Origin of the sequence: Dialister sp. (genome assembly GCF_047832375.1) — a bacterium.
GTDB lineage: Bacteria > Bacillota > Negativicutes > Veillonellales > Dialisteraceae > Dialister.
Window position 1 is genome coordinate 2,403,732 of the sequence record NZ_CP181256.1, and the last position, 20,304, is coordinate 2,424,035.

Annotated in this window: 14 protein-coding genes; 6 read left to right on the forward strand and 8 right to left on the reverse strand. The window is 53.5% G+C overall.

From position 1 onward, the window contains the following. Positions 1–954 precede the first annotated feature (954 nt). Both ACFWUL_RS09620 and ACFWUL_RS09625 read left to right on the forward strand, forming a co-directional pair. Entirely contained in the window at positions 955–1,695 is a 741-nt protein-coding gene (locus tag ACFWUL_RS09620) for a hypothetical protein (protein WP_416177117.1), read from the forward strand. A gap of 10 nt (positions 1,696–1,705) precedes the next feature. Then, complete coding sequence (locus ACFWUL_RS09625) at positions 1,706–2,290, forward strand: exonuclease domain-containing protein (RefSeq protein WP_416177118.1); 585 nt, start codon at positions 1,706–1,708, stop codon at positions 2,288–2,290. Positions 2,291–2,695: 405 nt separating this feature from the next. Here ACFWUL_RS09625 and ACFWUL_RS09630 read toward each other — a convergent pair whose 3' ends face one another. Continuing rightward, the gene (locus ACFWUL_RS09630; protein ID WP_416177119.1) at positions 2,696–4,045 is read right to left on the reverse strand and encodes an S-layer homology domain-containing protein; all 1,350 of its coding nucleotides are present in this window, start codon (positions 4,043–4,045) and stop codon (positions 2,696–2,698) included. A gap of 557 nt (positions 4,046–4,602) precedes the next feature. Between ACFWUL_RS09630 and ACFWUL_RS09635 the strand changes: the two genes are divergently transcribed. Further along, entirely contained in the window at positions 4,603–5,061 is a 459-nt protein-coding gene (locus ACFWUL_RS09635; protein ID WP_416177120.1) for a MerR family transcriptional regulator, read from the forward strand. A gap of 105 nt (positions 5,062–5,166) precedes the next feature. Here ACFWUL_RS09635 and ACFWUL_RS09640 read toward each other — a convergent pair whose 3' ends face one another. The 5 genes from ACFWUL_RS09640 to ACFWUL_RS09660 all read right to left on the reverse strand — a co-directional run bounded on the left by ACFWUL_RS09640 (position 5,167) and on the right by ACFWUL_RS09660 (position 12,954). Continuing rightward, complete coding sequence (locus ACFWUL_RS09640) at positions 5,167–6,225, reverse strand: tetratricopeptide repeat protein (protein WP_297023718.1); 1,059 nt, start codon at positions 6,223–6,225, stop codon at positions 5,167–5,169. Between the two features lie 715 nt (positions 6,226–6,940). Further along, entirely contained in the window at positions 6,941–7,807 is an 867-nt protein-coding gene (locus tag ACFWUL_RS09645) for a 2-oxoacid:ferredoxin oxidoreductase subunit beta (protein WP_297023716.1), read from the reverse strand. A gap of 2 nt (positions 7,808–7,809) precedes the next feature. Beyond that, positions 7,810–9,558: a 2-oxoacid:acceptor oxidoreductase subunit alpha gene (locus ACFWUL_RS09650; RefSeq protein WP_416177121.1), complete on the reverse strand. Its 1,749-nt coding sequence runs from the start codon at positions 9,556–9,558 to the stop codon at positions 7,810–7,812. Between the two features lie 402 nt (positions 9,559–9,960). Next, positions 9,961–11,877, reverse strand: a complete 1,917-nt coding sequence (gene lonC, locus ACFWUL_RS09655) for a Lon family ATP-dependent protease (RefSeq protein ID WP_416177122.1) — start codon at positions 11,875–11,877, stop codon at positions 9,961–9,963. Positions 11,878–11,925: 48 nt separating this feature from the next. After that, entirely contained in the window at positions 11,926–12,954 is a 1,029-nt protein-coding gene (locus tag ACFWUL_RS09660) for a deoxyguanosinetriphosphate triphosphohydrolase (RefSeq protein ID WP_416177124.1), read from the reverse strand. 739 nt (positions 12,955–13,693) lie between these two features. On the opposite strand from ACFWUL_RS09660, the gene ACFWUL_RS09665 reads away from it, so the two are divergent. The 3 genes from ACFWUL_RS09665 (at position 13,694) to ACFWUL_RS09675 (ending at position 16,527) form a co-directional block, all read left to right on the forward strand. Continuing rightward, a complete protein-coding gene (locus ACFWUL_RS09665; protein WP_416177126.1) occupies positions 13,694–15,103 on the forward strand; it encodes an aspartate ammonia-lyase in 1,410 nt (469 codons plus the stop codon). Between the two features lie 244 nt (positions 15,104–15,347). Further along, the gene (locus ACFWUL_RS09670) at positions 15,348–15,782 is read left to right on the forward strand and encodes a VOC family protein (protein ID WP_416177127.1); all 435 of its coding nucleotides are present in this window, start codon (positions 15,348–15,350) and stop codon (positions 15,780–15,782) included. 289 nt (positions 15,783–16,071) lie between these two features. Next, the gene (locus tag ACFWUL_RS09675; RefSeq protein ID WP_297019069.1) at positions 16,072–16,527 is read left to right on the forward strand and encodes a hypothetical protein; all 456 of its coding nucleotides are present in this window, start codon (positions 16,072–16,074) and stop codon (positions 16,525–16,527) included. 1,368 nt (positions 16,528–17,895) lie between these two features. Here ACFWUL_RS09675 and ACFWUL_RS09680 read toward each other — a convergent pair. Further along, a complete protein-coding gene (locus tag ACFWUL_RS09680) occupies positions 17,896–19,119 on the reverse strand; it encodes a L,D-transpeptidase (RefSeq protein ID WP_416177128.1) in 1,224 nt (407 codons plus the stop codon). A gap of 68 nt (positions 19,120–19,187) precedes the next feature. Next, on the reverse strand, positions 19,188–19,943 hold the full coding sequence (locus tag ACFWUL_RS09685) for a uracil-DNA glycosylase (RefSeq protein WP_297023760.1): 756 nt from the start codon (positions 19,941–19,943) through the stop codon (positions 19,188–19,190). Positions 19,944–20,304: the final 361 nt, after the last annotated feature.

Below are 20,304 nucleotides of genomic sequence, written 5' to 3' on the forward strand. Positions count from 1 at the left end.
TTTTTCTATAAAAAGCCCTGTATTCCCGTTCCCGAGAAAGATGTGGGGGCTCATCAAAACTTTAGCGATTCTCAGCTATTGAGTCATTATGCATGATACCACCGCTCGACATGACGGGGAGCAGGAAAAGGCAGCTGCAGGAATAGAGTGGCTGGCACGATGATACTAGCCCTCCCCCGTTTTCCCTCTAGAAACCGTACTCACCCCTTTGGCTCTACCCCGTCATCTCGAGCGGAGTTAAGCACCGTAGTGGCAGTACACATAAGAATAGTATGTGAGAAAGAGCCCCGAGATCTCCCGGATAAATGACTGTGACGATATTACAACTCCCATTTTTCTATAAAAAGCCCTGTATTCCCGTTTGCAAGAAAGATGTCTCGACTCATCAAAACTTTAGCGATTCTCGGCTGTTGAGTCATTATGCATGATACCACCGCTCGACATGACGGGGAACGGGCAGAGTCATTATTCCGGGAAACATACTCATTCCTGTGTCTCTACACGCCCTCGTCATCTCGAGCGATGGTAAATGCCGTAATGTCATTAAACACAAGAATAGTATGTGAGAAAGAGTCGAGAGATCTCCCGGATAAATGACTGTGACGGTATTGCAACTCCCATTTTCTATAAAAAGCCCTGTATTCCCGTTCCCGAGAAAGATGTCTCGACTCATCGAAGCTTTAGCGATTCTCGGCTGTTGAGTCATTATGCATGATACCACCGCTCGACATGACGGGATAGGGTGTGTGCATTTTGAGGCTTCATTGCCGGATAGTCTGAAAGGACAGCGCAGCAAAGCTGCGGGACCTCAACTCTCAACTCTCTATCCTCAACTCTTTCCTGTCTCAGACACCCCTGCTTCTATATATATGTATATATACTCCATACTCCCCATTATCCGTCAGACCCCATATGATATAATAGACAAGAATAGAAAGGGAGGTTTTACCTATTATGCAAGTAACCTATGACGATTCCTTATTCGATGCCATTCCCGGCCTCTGCGTAGGTATCCTGGCCATCCGGGCTGTGGATAACCGGGGGGTGAACCTGGAAGCCGAAGCTTTCCGCCGCCGCTGCTGCACGGAAGCAAACCTGCTTCTCAAGATGAACCCCGCCATGGCGGATGGAGAAATCGACAGATACAAGAAAGCCCTCGCCCATATGGGCATGGAAGGGTTCCAGACTGCCCTGGAAAGGGTTTTCAAAGAATACAAGAAGGACCTGGGCATTGTGGAAGAGGAAGAAGCCAGGGCAGGAGATGATTTTGAAATCCTGTCCCAGCCGAAAGCCGCCAACCTGGATGAACTGGCGGGATCCGACGTGCTCCCCCGGGTGAACCCCATTATGGATATGGTGCGGGGAGGCATGCTGAAATTCCATGTAGATATCCACGCCTTCGATATGGGCGACCGGACACAGCCTCTCCTCCTGGAAAAGAAAGATGGCGAATGGCAGGCCACCCTCGGCGGGAAGACCGCCGTCCACCACTGGTACTGTGAAGATGGGGAAGCCGGAAAGGTGACAGAGGACTCCGAAAATATCCTGATTCTCATCACCGGCTTCGGGCCGAACAGGAAGAAAGTGGCGGCTGCCAGGAACGAACTGGCCCGGCGCATGAAGTCCGCCTTTGACCGGTCCGTAGAAGTGGGTTGGCTCGAAGGGCCGGATCATTCCTTTACCGCGTCCATCTGAAGAGGTCCCCATGAAATACGCAGCACTCGATTTTGAGACCGCCTATTGGGGCCCAGCCAATGCCTGCTCCCTGGGCATCGTGGTAAGCGATGGGACAAAAGTCATCGATGAATGGTACCATCTCATCCAGCCCCTGTCCCTGAACTTTGATGCCGGCTGCATGCGGGTGAATGGCATCCATCCGGAAGACGTGGCAGGGGAAGACCGGTTTCCCGCCTTCTGGAAGGACATTGCGGACCGGCTGGAAGGGAATATCGTCTTTGCCCACAACGCCCGGTTCGACATGGGGGTGCTGGCCTCCGCCATCGATACCTACCACCTGCCGGACATCCATTTCCGCTACGGCGATACGGTGATCCTTTCCCGTAAGCTCTGGAAGGACACCGTGAACCACAAGCTGAATACGGTGGCCGGGGCCCTGGGTTTTGACTTCCACCACCACCAGGCCCTGGACGATGCCCGGGCCTGCGAATACATTGTCCGAAAAGCCCTGGAGCAGACAGAGCTTCCTTCCGTGGAAGCCCTCATGAAAGCCACGGGGCAGAAATTGAAGCCCTTCGCCATTGACAGGGGAAAGAAAAAACTGAAGGTATGAAAAACCGTGAAGCAGCTGCTTCACGGCTTTTTTGATGGCAATGGAGGCTTTATTGGTGTGGACCCATTCTCTCCTGGCCTTGAGCTTTGAGCCTTCAGCCTTGAGCCGGACAGCCTGCGGCAATAGATTTTGAGAATTGAGATTAGAGTATTGAGGTTCCGCGGCTTCGCCGCATCCATCCTGCACCTTTGGTGCGCCCCTTCTCTAAGGGGCTGCCTGTTTTCGGTAATATCAAAATTGCGGCGCCATATAATTTTTGTACCGCCGCCTTTACTCCCTTCTCCCTTCTCACTACTGCCCAGTACTTTTGCGCGGGAATTGGCCGGTATTTATCCAAAGAAAAAAGAAGCCCCCATAGGGGGGCTTCTTTTCTGTTCATGGAACTTGATTCTGATTTCTTAGAAATTAGAATTTGTAGTTCAGGGAAACGGTCCAAGCATCGTCCGGATCGTCGCCGCCGTCAGCGTCAGCGCCGAATGCGTATTCAGCATGGAGGGCAACGTTCTTCATGAGAGCTACATCGCCGATAACGTTCCAGAACTTCAGATTATTTGCAAAGTTGCCGTTGCCATCCTTTACAAAGAATGCATCGAGCAGATTGGTCTGGAGGCCGGTGCCGCCGAAGTAGGTTGCATTGCCGATATCATTGTACCATACGCCCAGTCCGAAGGTGCCAGGTTTCTTCCAGTTGAATGTGCTGTACTGGAGGCCTGCGTTCCAAGCATCATCTTTGTCCAGGTCCGTGGTGGTGTTCTTTACATATTCACCCTGGACATTCCAGTTCTGGTGTCCGCCGAACGGAATAGCGAGGTCAACGCCCAGCAGTTCATCGTCGCCGCGGAAGGAACGATGATCCTTTAATGTTGTACCAGTGGTGTTAATGTTATATTTCTTGCCTTCCTGGAACTTAATGTAGTCTACGCCCAGTTTAGCAACGTTAAAGTCATAGCCAGCTCTTGCATAGAATGCATCTGCATCGTCGCCTTCTGCACCTTTATCCAGATCGCCATTAGCCTTTACTGTACGGTTATCAGTGCCATAAGCGGTATCAAACTGGCCAAAGCCGGCTGCTACGTTGAGCTTGCCATTATTATGAGCCAGTTCAGCGCCGTCGAAGTCATGGGAATCACCGAACCGCCAGTTTGCTTCGTTGCCGAAGTTGTTTGCATAACGGCCGAGGGTGAGGGCTACATCCTTGCCGAAGTAATGTTTAGCGTTCAGGACATCCATGTATACGCCGGAATCTTTGGTGCTGTCTTTGTAGTTCATGTTGTAGGTCAGGCGGCCATTGATGGTGGTGGAGTCGTTAACCTGGCCCTTAATGTTGATTCTCATACGGCCATCCCAGCTGTCAGGCTTATCCAGGGATTTATCCTGGTAACGCATACGGGCATCGCCGGACCAGTAAATATTGCCGACTTTCTTTTCCAGGTTGCCTACGCGAACGCCCAGGTTAGCCAGTTCGTCAGCGTATTCGCCAGCCAGTTTATCAAGGGTTGCACGCTGTTCAGCGTTCAGCTGGTCTTCTTTAGCCATGAGGCGGGCGATGATCTGAGCCAGTTCGTAACGGGTCATGTTCCGTTCACCTTTGAAGGTGCCGTCCGGATAGCCTTCTACGACGCCCTGGTCGGAGAGGTCGGATACTGCCTGGTAAGCCCAGTCATCAGGGGTTACATCAGAGAAAGGATTTGCAGCGTATGCGGATACGCCAGCGGTGAGTGCTGCTACAGCAGCGATTGCGAGAATCTTTTTCATAGTTCTTCGCTCCTTTAAAGAAAATAATGGGGAAACAGAGCCCTTTTCTTTTCCGGAGTTCAGCGATAGAGCGTTGCTTGAGTGACCGTGTTTCCTCTGCGTGCTTTTTTCACTTACTGTCCTTCCACCGAAAAACGGGGGCCGCCGTTTTCGGCTGTATTTACGGTACCATTTCGCCAAAAAATGTTCAATTCCCCTGCTTTGACCTTCAGTCTACTCTTATGTACCATAGTCCAACCAATTTATAGATACCGGGAAATACCGGTTTTTATCGTATATTTACAGTTTTACTATAAAATGAATCTTCGCATCCATATAAAAATATTTAATCTGATTTTCCCGTTTCCCATACTCTCTTTTGTGGAAAAAACAGTCTTTTCTTTCCAGTTTCGCTCTATAGGATATTCTTACCCTGAGTAAGTTGTACCCTTGACACGTAGTGCGGTCCAATGTTTATAATATGTATATCTATTGAGACATGGGGAAGTCTCTTTTTTCCGTGTGCCCAATAGTTTTTTATTGCCATAATAACAAAAACAAGTACAGGGGTGAACCATATGGCTGAAAGGCTTTATACCATGAAGGACGTGGTGGAACTCACCGGGATTCCGGCCACCACTCTCCGGTTTTATGACAAAAAAGGCATGCTTGCCTTCGTAAAGCGCAGCGTAAGCGGCGTACGGATTTTTACGGACCGGGACATTTCCATACTCCGGATGATCCAGTTTTTCCGGAATATTGACATGCCCATCCGGGATATTACCCACTTCATCACTCTCTACCAGCAGGGGGCTTCCACAAGGGAAGAGCGGATCCGCCTGTTCCGGCAGTACATCGGAACCCTGGAAGAAGAGCGGAAAGAAAAAGAGGAGCAGGTCAAGGCCGCTTCCTACATAGATAAGCTGCTCAAAGGAAAGCTGGATGCCGGCATTACAGATGATAACCTGCCCCTTTCCCTTACGAAGAAGGATATTCCCCCAGAACTGCAGGATTTCTTTTCCCACAGGGATCAGTAAATCCCCTTCCGGAGGCCCCCGGGAGCCGTTTTTACAAGAAATGGCAAAAATCCATATAAAAGGACCATGAGAACTGACATCTCATGGTCCTTTTATATGGATTTACTATTTCAATACGTAGTTGTAGTCTTCCTTCAGGATATGGATGGCTCCCGGGTCCCCTTTCATGGCGGCCTTGATGAGCCAGTTCATGGCAGCTTTTTCATCCTTTGGGACCCCTTCCCCATTGGCCAGGGCGTACCCATAATGGGCCATGCCGAAGGCATCCTCCGCTTCCGCCGCTTTCTTATAAAAAGCCACGGCCTCTTTGATGTCTTCTTCTACCCCCAGCCCCGCTTCGTAGCAGAGGCCCAGGGCAGACCAGGCGGCGGGAATATCATTCCGGGCAGCCCGCTTGTAGCATTCGAAGGCCTTTGTGCCATGATTCTTCCGGCCGCTGTGGCTGAAGGCCAGTCCCAGCCGCAGGAAGACTTCCCTGTCTCCCAGGGCTTCCGCTTCTTCCGCCATATGCCAGGCTTTCGCCGTATCCACGCTGCCACCGGCACCGGTGACGTATTCTGCACAGGCCACAGACAGGAATCCCCGGAGCGTCATGTCCCCGTCAGGATCCCCGGCATCCCGGCCTTTGCGGATCCACATCTCCGCGGCAGCCAGGTCTTTCTGGGTACTGGTACCCTGGGCATAGAACATGCCGGTCATGAGCATAGCCCCGCTGTCTCCCCGCTCGGCGGCCAGGAGGTAGCACTTGAATGCCTTGTCCGGGTTCACCCGGCCCATGATCCCTTCATCGTACATCTTCCCCAGAAGTGAAGCTGCCTCGGCACTCCCTTCATCGGAAGCCTGCTCCAGGGCTTTCCTTGCCTTTCGGGGATTTGTCTTATTTCCTTTCATCCCGCGAAGATACAGCTTTCCAAGCTGCAGGGCCGCATCCCGGATACCGTAGTCCACGCTGAGCTTGTAGCAGTTTTCCGCCTTCGTATCGTTTGGCTCCACACCGTCGCCGGTTTCCCACTGGCGGCCGATGATATAGATTTCATAGGCTGCTTCCCGGGCTCCCATATTGGCGGCTTTCCTGAAGTAAGTGACGGCGCCGTCCATATCTCCCATATGGAGGCAGTCCTGCCCCATGGAGTAGTAATATTCCATCATTCTGTCTGATGCCATAATGATTCTGCTCCTTGCAATACAACGATAGTAATAGAATGGGCCCCGTTATGCAGCCGCTGCCCGTACATGAAAATGAAAATGAGGAATGGTCGTGCGGCGCACAATTCATAAAGCGCCGCGGAATTATATAATTCCTTGAGCCCAGGTGGAGCCTTAGCCCTGGCCGTCAGGCCACAGCCCTGACGAAGTCACAGCCCCGGCCACAGGCCGATGCTTTTTCCACCGGTTCCGCCCCTGTGGGGCATCCATCCCCTGCCCTTTGGGCTGCCGCCGTTTGGCCTAAAAGGAAGGCACTTTTATGTGCAGGCTAAGCGCCTTTTGTATTTCAGGCCAAACTTGGAAGTCCTCTGCAGGACTTCCATCTCTAAGGGGGCACGGGTTTAATGGATAGTGTCATTCAGTATGTAAGAAAGTACCAGATCAGCGGCGAAGCCGCAAAATACATATTCCTTCCTTGAGCCCAGTCGGAGCCTTGGCCACAGTCTTGACGAAGTTATAGCCCCGGCCGCTGCCTTGCCCATACCGCCCCTGCGGGGCATCCATCCCCTGCCCTTTGGGCTGCCCCCTTCTCTAAGGGGGCACTTGCTTAATGGATGGTGTCGTTCCGTATGTAAGGAAGCGCGGGACTGCGGCGAAGCCGCGAATTATATATTTCCTTCCATCCGCCCAGGCGAAGCCTTAGCCCCGGCCGCAGGCCGCTGCCCTTCCTTAACTACCGGAATTCCTTGCAAAGATCTTCGAACAGTTCCTTAGACGGTTTTTCCACGTGATCGATGAGGCGGATATCTTTGGATGGTACAATATCGCCGAAGGGCACGCCATCCTTTTCTTCATAAATCACGCCGGTCACAAGGCTGTCGGTTTCTGCCAACAGATGGAGTGCATCGGCTTTGCTGGTGGGATCATAGGTTTCCCGGACATCGGAAATCTTTTTCAGGTGTTCGTTGTACCACTGGACCGTATTGAAATGGTTGAAGGTAACGCAGGGAGTAAAGATATTGACATAGGAAAATCCCTTGTGGTCCACTGCCTTTTCAATGATATCCACCAGGTTCCTGCCATCGATGGCATAGGCCTGGGCCACGAAGGTAGCGCCGGCAGCAATGGCCATGGACGGTGCATCCAGCGGGGTCAGGGGGTTTCCATCGGGGGTTGTCTTTGTAACAAAGCCCTTGGAGGAAGCCGGGGAGGTCTGGCCCTTGGTGAGGCCATAGACCTGGTTATCGAAGACCAGGTACGTAATATCCATATTTCTCTTCATGGCATGCATGGCGTGGCCAAGGCCGATGGCGTAGGAATCGCCGTCGCCGGAGCATACGATGAGGTGGGTGTCTTTATTGGCGCATTTGATGCCCTGGGCAAAGGGAAGAGCCCTGCCGTGGGTAGTGTGGGCACCGTAGCAGTACTGGTAACCGCCGATACGGGAAGAGCAGCCGATGCCGGAAATCAGGGTGATGTCCTCATTGGCCCAGCCCTTTTTGGCACAGACCGCAGAAATGGCATTCTGGATGCCGTAGTCCCCGCAGCCGGGGCACCAGTTCGGAACGATTGTATTTTTATAGTCTCTCGGTGAAGCCATAATCAGAAGACCTCCTTAGCTTTGTTCACAATGGTAGAAGTGGTGAAGGGCGTGCCGTCATACTGCAGGAGAGACAGCAGCTTGTCGTGGCAGTCGAAGTGGATAGCGAAGAGTTCGCGCAGCTGGGCTGTCAGGTTTTCTTCTACGATGAGAACTTTCTTTGCCCCTTCGATATAGGGACGGAGAGCTTCCGTGGGGAACGGGGAGAGGAGACGGAGCTGGAGATGGTTTACTTTCTTTCCTTCCGCTTCCAGTTCTTCCACCGCTTCTTCCAGGGCACCATTGGTCGAGGTGATGCCGACAAGGAGGAGGTCCGTATCCGTGTCTTCATGGGTTACATTGAAGGGCTTAATGGCAGAAGGAACACCGGCAAACTTCCGATGCCGTTTTTCCATTTCCATGACCCGGTCTGCCTGTCCTTCTGCCGGTTTCCCGAACACATTGTGTTCGAGGCCCGTGGACAGGAACATGCCGTTCTTCACGCCCGGAATAGTTCTTGGAGAAATGCCGTCTTCCACATCTTCGAAACGGTGGAAATAGGCTTTCTTCTTTGTGTCCAGTTCCGGCAGGTTTTCCGTTACCAGTTTGCCCCGGTTAATGCCGATGCGGTTCATATCAAAGGCCGGTACCGACTGTTTGCACATGCCGAACTGCAGGTCCGACAGCACGATGACAGGGGTCTGGAATTCTTCGGCCAGGTTGAAGGCTTCCTGGGTAATATAGTAGCAGTCTTCGATGGAAGAAGCGGCGAGGACGATCTTTTCCGCATCCCCGTGGCCGGAGGCAATGGCATAGCGGATATCGCTCTGTTCTACCTTCGTAGCCATACCGGTGGACGGGCCGGCACGCATGACATCGATGATGACCACCGGGATTTCAGCCATGGCAGCCATGGAAATGGATTCTGCCATGAGGGAAAGCCCTGGGCCGGAAGTAGCGGTGAATGCACGGACCCCGGCATAGCCGGCACCCATGGCCATCATGCAGGAAGATAATTCGTCTTCCGTCTGTACCACGGTGCCATGGATCTTATGGATGACCTTGATCATGTATTCCATGATTTCAGAAGCCGGGGTAATAGGGTAAGAAGCCATGAACCGGGAGCCCGCGGAAATAGCCCCGAGAGCTGCGGCTTCGTTGCCTAAGAGGTACAGCTGGTCCTTCTTCGGCGGTGTTGCCAGATGCCCCAGTTCTACGCCGTGCATGGAAGCAATGGCCGTATCATAGCCTTCCTTGAAAATCTGCTTATTTTTGGAGACGATTTCTTCGCCCTTCTTGCTGAAACGCTGGGCAATGAAGCCGTAGAACGGGTCTTCCGGGAAGCCCAGGACGCCGGCGCTCATGCCGAGGGCGGCGATATTCTTCATCTGCAGGCTGCCGTATTTCTTAGCCAGTTCCGTAATGGGAAGAGCCAGTACGATGCGGCCGCTGTGGGCTTCAAACTTCGGATGGAACGCATCATCGGCAATGATGACGCCGCCCTCCGGTACTTCCTTCCCATGGAGATCAATGGTCTCCTGGTCCAGAGCTACCAGGCAGTCCACATGTTCCCCGATGGTAGCTACTTCCTTCGTCGCAATGCGAAGGGCAATGGTGGTATGGCCGCCTTTGATACGAGAAGCAAAAAGGCGCTGGCTGAACAGGGAATATCCTTCCTGTGCCAGGACCCGGCCCAGGATCTCGCCGCAGGACTCTACGCCCTGCCCCTGCTGGCCGCCCATTTTCCATATAAAATCACGTTTTGTTTCCACTTCATCTGCCTCCTTGGTGATGAATAAAGGGAAATATAGTATATACGGTGAATCGCATTTTCACACACACTCACACATTTTTATTATATCACCTATGCATAGGTGTATGCGGAAAAATATAGGCCTTTTTAAATTAAAATGAGAAGGGAAAAGAAGCAGAATGGAGAGTTGCGTGAAGAGAATGGAGTTTTCGCGGCTTCGCCGCATCCATCCTGCGCCTTTGCCGCGCCCTTTTCCCAAGGGGATGCATGCTTAGGGGAATAGAAAAATAGCGGCGCATCCAAATTGTGACGCGCCGCGTAATATACAATTTTTCCTTACTCCCAGGCTCTGCCTTTGCCTCGCCGCAGGCAGAGCCTTATCCGCCGGACAAGGTCCCGGTCCAAGGCCGCTGCCCTTCTCTTACTCTCTCACCAGCATTCGCTGCAGCACATCTTTCATGGTCTTTACCGGAATGATTTCTAATCCCTGCATGGTTTCATCCAGGTCCTGCCTGTTTTCTTCGGGGAGAAGGATTCCCTTCAGTCCCGCCTGACGGGCACCGAATGCCTTTTCTGCAACGCCGCCTACCGGCTTTACTTCCCCTGACAGGGACACTTCCCCGGTGACTGCATAGTCCTGGCGGAGGGGTATCTTCTCCACCGCCGACAGGATGGCCGCCGTAATGGCGCAGCCCGCCGAGGGGCCGTCAATATTGCCGCCGCCGATGACATTGATATGGAGGTCATAGTCCGAGATGTCCTTATCCGTCAGTTCACGCACCACTGCGGCCGCCGTGGCCACGGAGTCTTTGGCCATGGACCCGGCTGTATCGTTAAACCGGATAGTACCCTTGCCTTCTGCCCTGGCGGGGAACGCTGCCGCTTCGATTTCGATGGTGCTTCCCCAGTAGCCCGCCACACCGAGGCCATAGATATGGCCGATTTTCGGGATGTCCGTCTTTGCCTTTGTCACCCAGGGAGAGAGCCGGCTGGCCCGGGCAGTCCGTTCCATGAGTTCCTTCGTAATGACCACATCGTCGGAGGAGCCGGACTCATAAACCGCCAGGCCATAGGCATCGGCCAGGAGACTTACGGCCTTTCGGCCTTCCATGGTGTAGGTACTGATGAGCTCTGCCACTCCTTTTTCCAGTGTCACATCCAGCTTCTCCGCTGCATTGTTCACAATCTCCACCACATGCTTCGGCTGCAGGGGATCAAAGAATACCTCGGCGCACCGGGACCGGATGGCCGGATTGATTTCCGAAGGCTGCCTCGTAGTGGCGCCGATGAGGATGAAATCCGCCGGAGCCCCGTCTTTGAACAGTTTCCGAATATACGAAGGCACCGCAGGATTGTCCTCGTCGTAATAGGCGGACTCGAAATACACCCGCTTGTCTTCCAGTACCTTCAGGAGCTTATTCAGCAGCATGGGATCCAGTTCCCCGATTTCATCGATGAAAAGGATGCCCCCATGGGCTTCCGTCACCAGTCCCGGCTTCGGTTCCGGAATGCCGTCGTCCGCCAGCTCCTTGCTGGCCCCCTGGTAAATGGGGTCATGGACAGAGCCGATGAGGGGATTCGTCATGTCCCGCTCATCCCAGCGGAGCGTGGTACCGTCGCATTCCACAAAAGGTGCCTTTTCTCCGAACGCCGTATAGGGAAGCTTCTTCGCCTCGTCCAGCACCAGCCGGGCGGCCGTAGTTTTCCCCACGCCCGGCGGTCCGTAGAGGATCAGGTGTTGGGGATAGGGAGAAGCAATGCGGGAAGCCATGGCCCGCACCGCCCGGTCCTGTCCCACGATTTCTGAAAGGTTCTGTGGCCGCACCTTATTCATAATGGTGCCGGTGAGCTTCACCCGGTCCAGGGCCTCCAGCTTTTCCATCTTGTGCCGGCTCTGGGGAGTCTCCGTATCTGTGGACTCTTCGTCAATGATTTCCTTCCGGATTTCATTCACGTATTCCTGGTGCCGTTCTTCCAGACGGTCCGTAATCTTCTCTTCCAGCTGCCGTTCCACAGCCTGCCGAGCCAGCATATCCGCCAGCTTGTCCTCCAGCTTTCCCAGAATCCCCGGAATTTCCTCATCCAGCGGTATTCTCGTGTAGTCCCGGCTTTCCAGGATGAGCCGCTCCATGCCCACCAGACGGACCTTCGGGTCCTCGTCGTGTATATATTTCAGCGCATTATACCGGCTGGCCTGGACTATGATCTGTTCTGACCCCACAATACCGGCATAAATACTGTAAATGGCATTGACCTGCCGTTTCAGTTCATCTTCGGAAATGCTGCTGCCGTCCACATGATTTATCAGTCGTCCTATCAGGTCTTTCACGTCTTCCATCAGCAAGCCTCCTTACTTATATGTATATAAATATTTCCGCCCCTGGGCTTATTCTTTCTTGAATGTCCAGTACCGGGGCACAAAGATATCCTCAAACAGGTTGATGGCATAATTATCGGTGAGCCCGGAAATGTAATCCACCGCCGCCAAGGGGATATTTCCTCCCGCCAGGCGCACCTGCTTTTCCGGGAGCCTGGTCTCATGGTAGGAACCATCAGGCCGCTTCTCCGTATAGTAGGTATAGAGCATTTTCACCACGTTGCTCCCCCGTTTCCTGTCGGGAATGAGGGCCCGAGACATATAGACTTCCTCAAACATAAACTTGCGGAATGCCAGGAGCACCTGGTCCCCTTCTTCCGACATGTGGATGCCATCGCTGTCATCCTGCATGGAATGGGTGACCACGTCGGTTACCATGGCGGTAATCATGGAGGAATGGGTCACCCCGATTTTCGCCACCACATCCGGCGGCAGGTCATCGGGTCCTATGAGTCCCATGGTTTCTGCATCCTCATAATCATGACAGAGGTAGGCGATCCGATCAGCATACTTAATAAGGCAGCCTTCCAGTGTGTGTGCTTTCAGCTTCCCGCAGTGGTTCAATATGCCGTCCCGTACTTCCTTCGTCAAATTCAGGCCCTGGCCGTCTTTTTCCAGTTTTTCTACAATCCGGACGCTCTGCTCATTGTGCTCGAAGTGCCCGCAGATTTCCTGCAGCGCCTGCTCCCCCACATGGCCGAAGGGAGTATGCCCCAGGTCGTGGCCCAGGGCAATGGCCTCCACCAGGTCCTCATTCAGCCGGAGAGCCCTGGCCATGGTACGGCCGATCTGGGCCACCTCCAGGGTGTGGGTCATGCGGGTACGGTAGTGGTCCCCCCGGGGAGCGATGTAGACCTGGGTCTTATGCTTCAGCCGCCGGAAGGAATTGCTGTGGAGAATCCGGTCCCGGTCCCGCTGGAAATCGGTGCGGAGAGGGTCCTTCTTCTCTTCCCGATCCCGCTTTGCATGGACCGCAAGGGCTGCCCGATGGCAGAGTATCTTCTTCTCAATGTCTTCACTCCGTTCCCGAACCAGCATAAGGCATCCTCCTTTGCAGGAACTTCCTGTAGAACCCTGTGGAATTCTTTAAACGTTTTCTGACTTTATTATAACATCAGAGGATACGGGGGATAGGGAAAAAGAATTGAGATTTGTGTAAAGAAAATTGAGGCCCCGCGGCTTTTCCGGGAAAAGAAAGAGTTGAGATTTGAGAGTTGACAGTTGAGGGCCCCCAGCTCCGCTGCCTTATCCATCAATCCATCCTGCGCCTTTGGCGCGGCCCTTCTCCAGGGGCCTGCATGCTGATGGTTGATCTCACCTTTTGAGAATACCGGTCAGCACGTGCCCCCTTGGAGATGAACATCCTGCAGAGGACCTCCATCTCTAAAGGGTTCCATGTTTATGGGAATAGGATAATTGCGGCGCCATATGATTTGTGCGCCGCACCACCATTTCTCATTCCTGATTCCTCATTCCTAATTCCCCCTGTCTCTCGGCGAATAAGTATACACTTATTAATGAAAATTTCTAATCTTTTACACCCCTTGACAGGTCCTGTAAACAGGTGTACACTTGTGCACAGATGAAGGAATCCTCCTTCACATAACTGAATGTACCGACAAAGGCGTCTGATAGACCATTCTATCAGACGCCTTTTCTCATGGCGGGGAAGCCTTCTTGGGGGAGAGGGCTTCCCCGCCGCTTTCAGTTATTAATGACTTTAAGACATAAAGGTCCCCGTTCAATTTGCACAAAGTGCATGGAAAGGAATTCAAAAATGCGTAAGGAACATGATTTTCTGGGAGAAAAATTAGTACCTGATGATGTATATTATGGAGTTCAGACCATGAGGGCTAAGGAAAATTTCCAGATTACCGGTGCCCATCTGGATCCGGATTTCATTAAGGCCATGGCAACTGTCAAAAAGGCATCCTGCCTTACCAATATGAAAACCGGCCGCATGGATGAAACCATCGGCAAAGCCATCGTAGAAGCAGCGGATGATGTGATCAGCGGAAAGATGAATGACCAGTTCCCGCTGGACCCCATCCAGGGCGGCGCCGGCACTTCCATCAACATGAACATGAACGAAGTCCTCTGCAACCGGGCCCTGGAAATCCTTGGATATCCGAGGGGCCGGTACGATATCATTTCGCCCAATAACCACAGCAACATGGCCCAGTCCACAAACGATGTATTCCCCACATCCATTAAGGTCTGCCTCATGTACAAAGCCAGTGCCCTCAATGAAGCCCTCATCGACCTGGCAGAAAGTTTTGAAGCCAAGGGCAAAGAATTCAAGGACGTCATCAAAATGGGCCGTACCCACCTGCAGGATGCGGTGCCCATTACCCTGGGCGAAGAAATGGATGCCTACGGTTCCATGGTGCGCCGTTCCATCGGCCGCATTACCCGGTCCCTCCGGAGTCTGGAGGACCTGAATATGGGCGGCACCGCCGTAGGTACCGGCCTCAATGCGGAGCCTGAATACATCCGCCTCTTCCCCTATACCCTCTCCGACCTCACGGGTTACCATTTCGAAACAGCGCCGAACCTGGTGGACACCACGAACTGCACCGACTGCTACGCCGAAGTCTCTTCGGCCCTGAAGGTGACGGCCCTGGCCCTCATCAAGATGGCTAACGATATCCGCCTCATGGCTTCCGGCCCCCGCTGCGGCCTCAATGAAATCAAACTGCCCGCCCGTCAGCCGGGGTCTTCCATCATGCCGGGCAAGGTAAACCCGGTGATTGCGGAAGTACTGGACCAGACCTGCTACCAGGTCATCGGCAACGACGCCGCCATCAGCCTGGCCTGTGAAAACGGGCAGCTGGAACTGAACGTCATGGAACCGGTCATTGCCTTCAACATTTTCAATTCCTTCCGTTTCCTTACGAACGCCGTGAATACATTCAATGAAAAACTGCTGAAGGGCATGGAAGCGAACAAGGAACAGTGCCAGTACTGGGTGGACCACAGCGTAGGCGTCATCACGGCCCTCCTGCCCCACATCGGCTACGAAAAGTGCGCTGCCACAGCGAAAGAGGCCTACACCACCGGCCAGCCGGTCCGGGAAATCATCCTGAAGAAGAAGCTTGTCACCGCTTCCGCTATGGAACGGATCCTCTCTCCCTATGAAATGACCCATCCCGGCATCGCCGGAGGCAAGGACCTGCTGGCGAAGTAATGACAAAGGAATAGACGTCGGATAGGTGAGTGGGACTAAAGGTGGCAGATCCACCTCATGCCCCCGGTGCAAAGCACCCACCACCCTTATGTCCCATCCAACGTATTGGGCACATCAGCAATACATCAAAGCAGTGTCATAGAGGCACTGCTTTTTGATTTCCCAAAATTGCACTTTTGGTCAATAATCGTTACAATGGATAAATAAAAACAGTGCTACCATTTACGATTACCAGGAGAATGCCATGAAACTCTTACATTTTGACCATATCGTCCTCACCACCAGCCATCTGGAGGAATGTATCCATTTCTACAGGGACATACTGGATATGAAGGTGGTGGAGGAAAAGGGACGGTATTCCCTTTTATTCGGCTCCTGCAAGATCAATATCCACCGGCGGCCCGGAGAATTTCAGCCCGCCGCAGCGTACCCCGTATCCGGCAGCATCGACCTCTGCCTCATCACCGATACCCCCATGGAGCAGGTGCTGGTGGAGCTGAAAGCCAAATCGGCGCCCCTGGTCACGGGCATCGTAGACCGCCACGGCGCCCGGGGCCCCATGAAGAGCCTCTACCTCCGGGACCCCGACGGGAATCTCATAGAAATCGCCCGGTACGTGAAACAGGATTCCGCCCCGTTCCCCTTCGCCGCAAATGACGAAGAATTGGCGGATGAGTAGGGGATTACTGCGTGCTAATCGTTCCAATCGTGTAAATGGGGCTAAAGGTGGTGGGTGAACATCGCGGTGCTCGTTCACCGGGTAGTAGGTGCTTCGCACCGGGGCATGAGGTGGATTCGCCGCCTTAGGCGGCTTTTCAACCTTATGCCCCCGCTTTGAGAAGGCGTTAGCCTTCCAAAGCCACAACCCGGTTGGCAAGCGCAGCGATGCCAACCCACCACCCTTAGCCCCATTTACCCGCTTGGGCTCCTCGCCAACCCATTCATTATATTCAGAAAGGCAAATCACTTTGAATCCCTATCAGTCCAATCTTTTCTTTACAGCGGAATATGTACTTTCCGCCATTATTATCGCATTTCTTACCTGGAAAAAGACGCCCCTCGATGTGAGAAGGACCATATCCCGGAAAGCCCTCCTGAAGCGGCTTCCCATCGTCATTATTACCGTCATCCTTTCCATCGGCCTCATGACCGGCGTGTACCTGCTCCACCTGGACCTCACGAAGAACCTCATCCTCATCGGTGCCCTGCAGCTCATTATGACCCTGGTATCCAACGTCATTCTCGGCGCCTCCTGGATCCAGCGGTACCGGGTATACCCCAGGGGGAAAGAACTGGCAGCGGTGGTGATCCTCATGTACATCATCGCCGACCTCTTCATGCCGTCGGGCATCAAGTACGCCATCCTCCTCGTGGGCACCGTACTGGCCTTCATCTTCCCCAACCGCTGGGAAGACTGGGAATAGGCTCGACCTTCCCGGGACCATGGCCTGTGGGCATGAAGCCCCCAGAATGAGAACGGCATTCCGGAAATATGACATTATCCACTTTTTTGCCGTGTCTGCGTTGTAACACCGTCTTCGTCATTTACCTGGAAGATTTCCCGACTCCTTCTCACATTCTATTCTTACAGGTACAGTCTCTCCGACGCTTACCTCCGCTCGAAATGACGCTAAGGGGAATATAGTCACCGGGAGTGATAACGGTATTTCTGAAAAATGATCCCTCCCACACCCCGTCATTTCGAGCGGTGGTAGTATGATGAGTGACTATGCTGATAAAAATCGCTACAGCTTCGACGAGTCGAGAAATCTTTCTTGTGTTCGGGGATACAGTCTTTTTCCCCCCCCATGATATTAGAGTTGTAACACCGTCTTAGTCATTTACCTGGGAGATTTCTCGACTCCTTCTCACATTCTATTCTTACAGGTACAGTCTCTCCGACGCTTACCTCCGCTCGAAATGACGTTAAGGGGAATATAGTCACCGAGAGTGATAACGGTATTTCTGAAAAATGATCCCTCCCACACCCCCGTCATTTCGAGCGGTGTGAGTATGCCGCATGACACTGCAGTCCAAAATCGCTACAGCTTCGACGAGTCGAGAAATCTTTCTTGTGTTCGGGGATACAGTCTTTTTTCCCCCCCCATGATATTAGAGTTGTAACACCGTCTTAGTCATTTACCTGGGAGATTTCTCGACTCCTTCTCACATTCTATTCTTACAGGTACAGTCTCTCCGACGCTTACCTCCGCTCGAAATGACGTTAAGGGGAATATAGTCACCGGGAGTGATAACGGTATTTCTGAAAAATGATCTCTCCCACACCCCGTCATTTCGAGCGGTGGTAGTATGCTGAGTGACTATGCTGATAAAAGCCGCTACAGCTTCGACGAGCCGAGAAATCTTTCTTGTGTTCGGGGATACAGTCTTTTTTCCCCCCCCATGATATTAGAGTTGTAACACCGTCTTAGTCATTTACCTGGGAGATTTCTCGACTCCTTCTCACATTCTATTCTTACAGGTACAGTCTCTCCGACGCTTACCTCCGCTCGAAATGACGTTAAGGGGAATATAGTCACCGGGAGTGATAACGGTATTTCTGAAAAATGATCTCTCCCACACCCCGTCATTTCGAGCGGTGGTAGTATGCTGAGTGACTATGCTGATAAAAGCCGCTACAGCTTCGACGAGCCGAGAAATCTTTCTTGTGTTCGGGAATACAGGGCTTTTTGCAGGCCTCCACAGCTTCGAAGCCGCGAGGTCTCAAATCTCAATTCTATAAAGAAAAAGTCTGTGAAGATCCATTCTTCACAGACTTTTTCTTTATAGAATCAGTTCAGGTCGTAATTATAGTGGTCATCCAGTGTACCGCTCACGTGGAAGAGGGTTTCCGCATCCTTCGCATCGATGAGGAGGGAACGGTTCTTCAGGACCGCCGGTGCTTCTCCGTTTGCTGTGCGGAGGCGGTTCCAGTTCGGCGACCATTCGGCCTTGATTCCCAGGGCTTTGGCCACTGCCATCACCGGCAGGTAGACGTGACCGTCTTTGCCGAAGGCCCGGGCGTCCAGTTTCTGTCCCTTCACGTAAAGGTCATACACTTTAACTACATATCTCGGGTTGCCGTCGGAGGCGTCGATGGCCTGCTGCACATCGTCATCGGATACGTAGGCGGACACGCCGAAGGGGGCCAGTTTCTGTTTCACCGTGGCCACATCCAGGGGTTCCCTGCCGTAGCCATCGGGATAGATGTAGTACACCACCGTGTGGTCCGCTTCTTCCTGCACCACCACCCGTTCATAGATGATGTCCACAGGAATGCCCATGACGATATGGTTGTAGAGGTCTTCCACGTCCGCTTCGTTCATGCGGACGCAGCCATGGGAGGCGTAGGTACCGATGGCGGATGGCCGGTTTGTGCCGTGGATGCCGTAGTTGCCGCCGATACCGATCCACCGGTAGCCGATGGGGCAGTCAGGCCCGGAAGGAATGGTGACGGAGGGATTGTCCGGGTCCACCCAGGTGGGGTCCTTTTCCATGTCAATCACCGTCCGCCGTCCCGTAGGGGTAGGAGAGTCCGGCTTTCCCGGGGCAATGGGGTACATGCGGATCCCCACATCTCCCTGGTACAGGGTAAGGAGCCGGCTGGCCAGGTTGATTTCGATGCGCTTGTCCTCGAACCGAGGCTTGGCCGGTGCCGTTTCTTCCGGTTTCTTCGCTTCCTCTTTGGCAGCGGCCGCTTCTTTGGCAGGAGCCGCCTTGGCAGGGACTGCCTTCTTGACTTCTGTTTTTCCTGCTGTCTTCTCTGCAGCCGGCTTCAAGGTCTTTTCTTCCTTCGCCGCCGTCTTGTCTTCCGTCTTTACTTCCTGTTTTTCCACAGTCCTTTTATCTTTTCTGTGGTTCTTCTTCGGTACCACCGTTTCGATGACTTTTCCTTTAATGACTGTGACTTCTCCCTCCCGGGCCGGTTCCTGGACTGAAGAAATATCGGAAGCTCCGATGGTACAGGTTCCCAGGGCCCCACAGATCGCTGCGGCCAGTATGATTTTTTTAAGCAATGGATTTCCCCTCTCCCAAATAATAGAAATATGTATAAAGGTAAGGAAACAGGGATTCCTGTTTCTCTTCAAAAGGCCTCTTCGTGCCTTCTCTTCCGTTCCTCCGCCAGTCTCTGGCTTCCCAGGAGGTCCGGCATGGATTCGCTCTTCCACACCCAGTCCGGTGCCAGGGCCGCCGCCTTTTCCTTGGCCGCCAGGAGGTCGTAGTATACCTGCCACTTGGCGTCCACCAGGCTCCGCCCACTCTGCCGGAGGAGGTAGGCGGGATGGAACGTGGGCATCACCGGAATGCCATGGTAATCGATCCAGTGGCCCCGGCTGCGGATGATGCCCGCTTCCCGGCCCAGGAAGAACCGGAGAGCCACCTTTCCAAGGCCCACGATGACCTTCGGCTTCACCAGGCGGATTTCATGCTCCAGCCACAGGGCGCCGCAGAAGCGGCCTTCCTCCATGGTGGGAGTCCGGTTGCCCCGGGGACGGCATTTTACGATATTCGTCACATACACGTGGTCCCTGGTGATACCGACGGAGTACAGAGCTTTATCCAGAAGCTGGCCGGAAGGGCCGATCAGGGGAGCGCCATAGTCATCCTCCACGCCTCCGGGGCCTTCACCCACCACCATGAGCGGCGCATCTGCGGGGCCCGAGGAAAGGACAGGGCCCAGTCCTCCTTCTTTCCGAAGATGGCAGGCACTGCAGGTACGGATGGCCTTCGCCAGTTCTTCGTGGGAATGGTATTCCACCTTTTCCCCCGTTTCCTCCCGGAGTTCCCGCTGCCGGCGGGCGGCATATTCCTCGGGATCCTCCCGTCCAAATAAATCCAATGGTATCACCTTGCGATTCTGGTCTGTTACTTATGATAGTTTGACACACTGCTGAATTAATGCTGGTCCACATGCATCTATTGTATTCCCAACCCACTGGATGGGGCTAAGGGTTGTGGGTCGGGCGCCGCTACGCTGGCCCGACCGGTGCGCAGCGAACTGGAGCGCAAGGAGCCGTTAGGCGACTGAGCATCCAGTGAGTCGCTTTCCCCGTGGGGTTGTGGCTTCGGTAAGGCTGCCGCCTTACCAAAGCGGGGGGTAAGGTGCAATAGCCGCCAATGGCGGCTGGTCAACCTTATGCCCCCGGTGCGAAGCACCCACCACCTCGGAAGCAAGCGCAGCGGCGCTTCCGCCACAACCC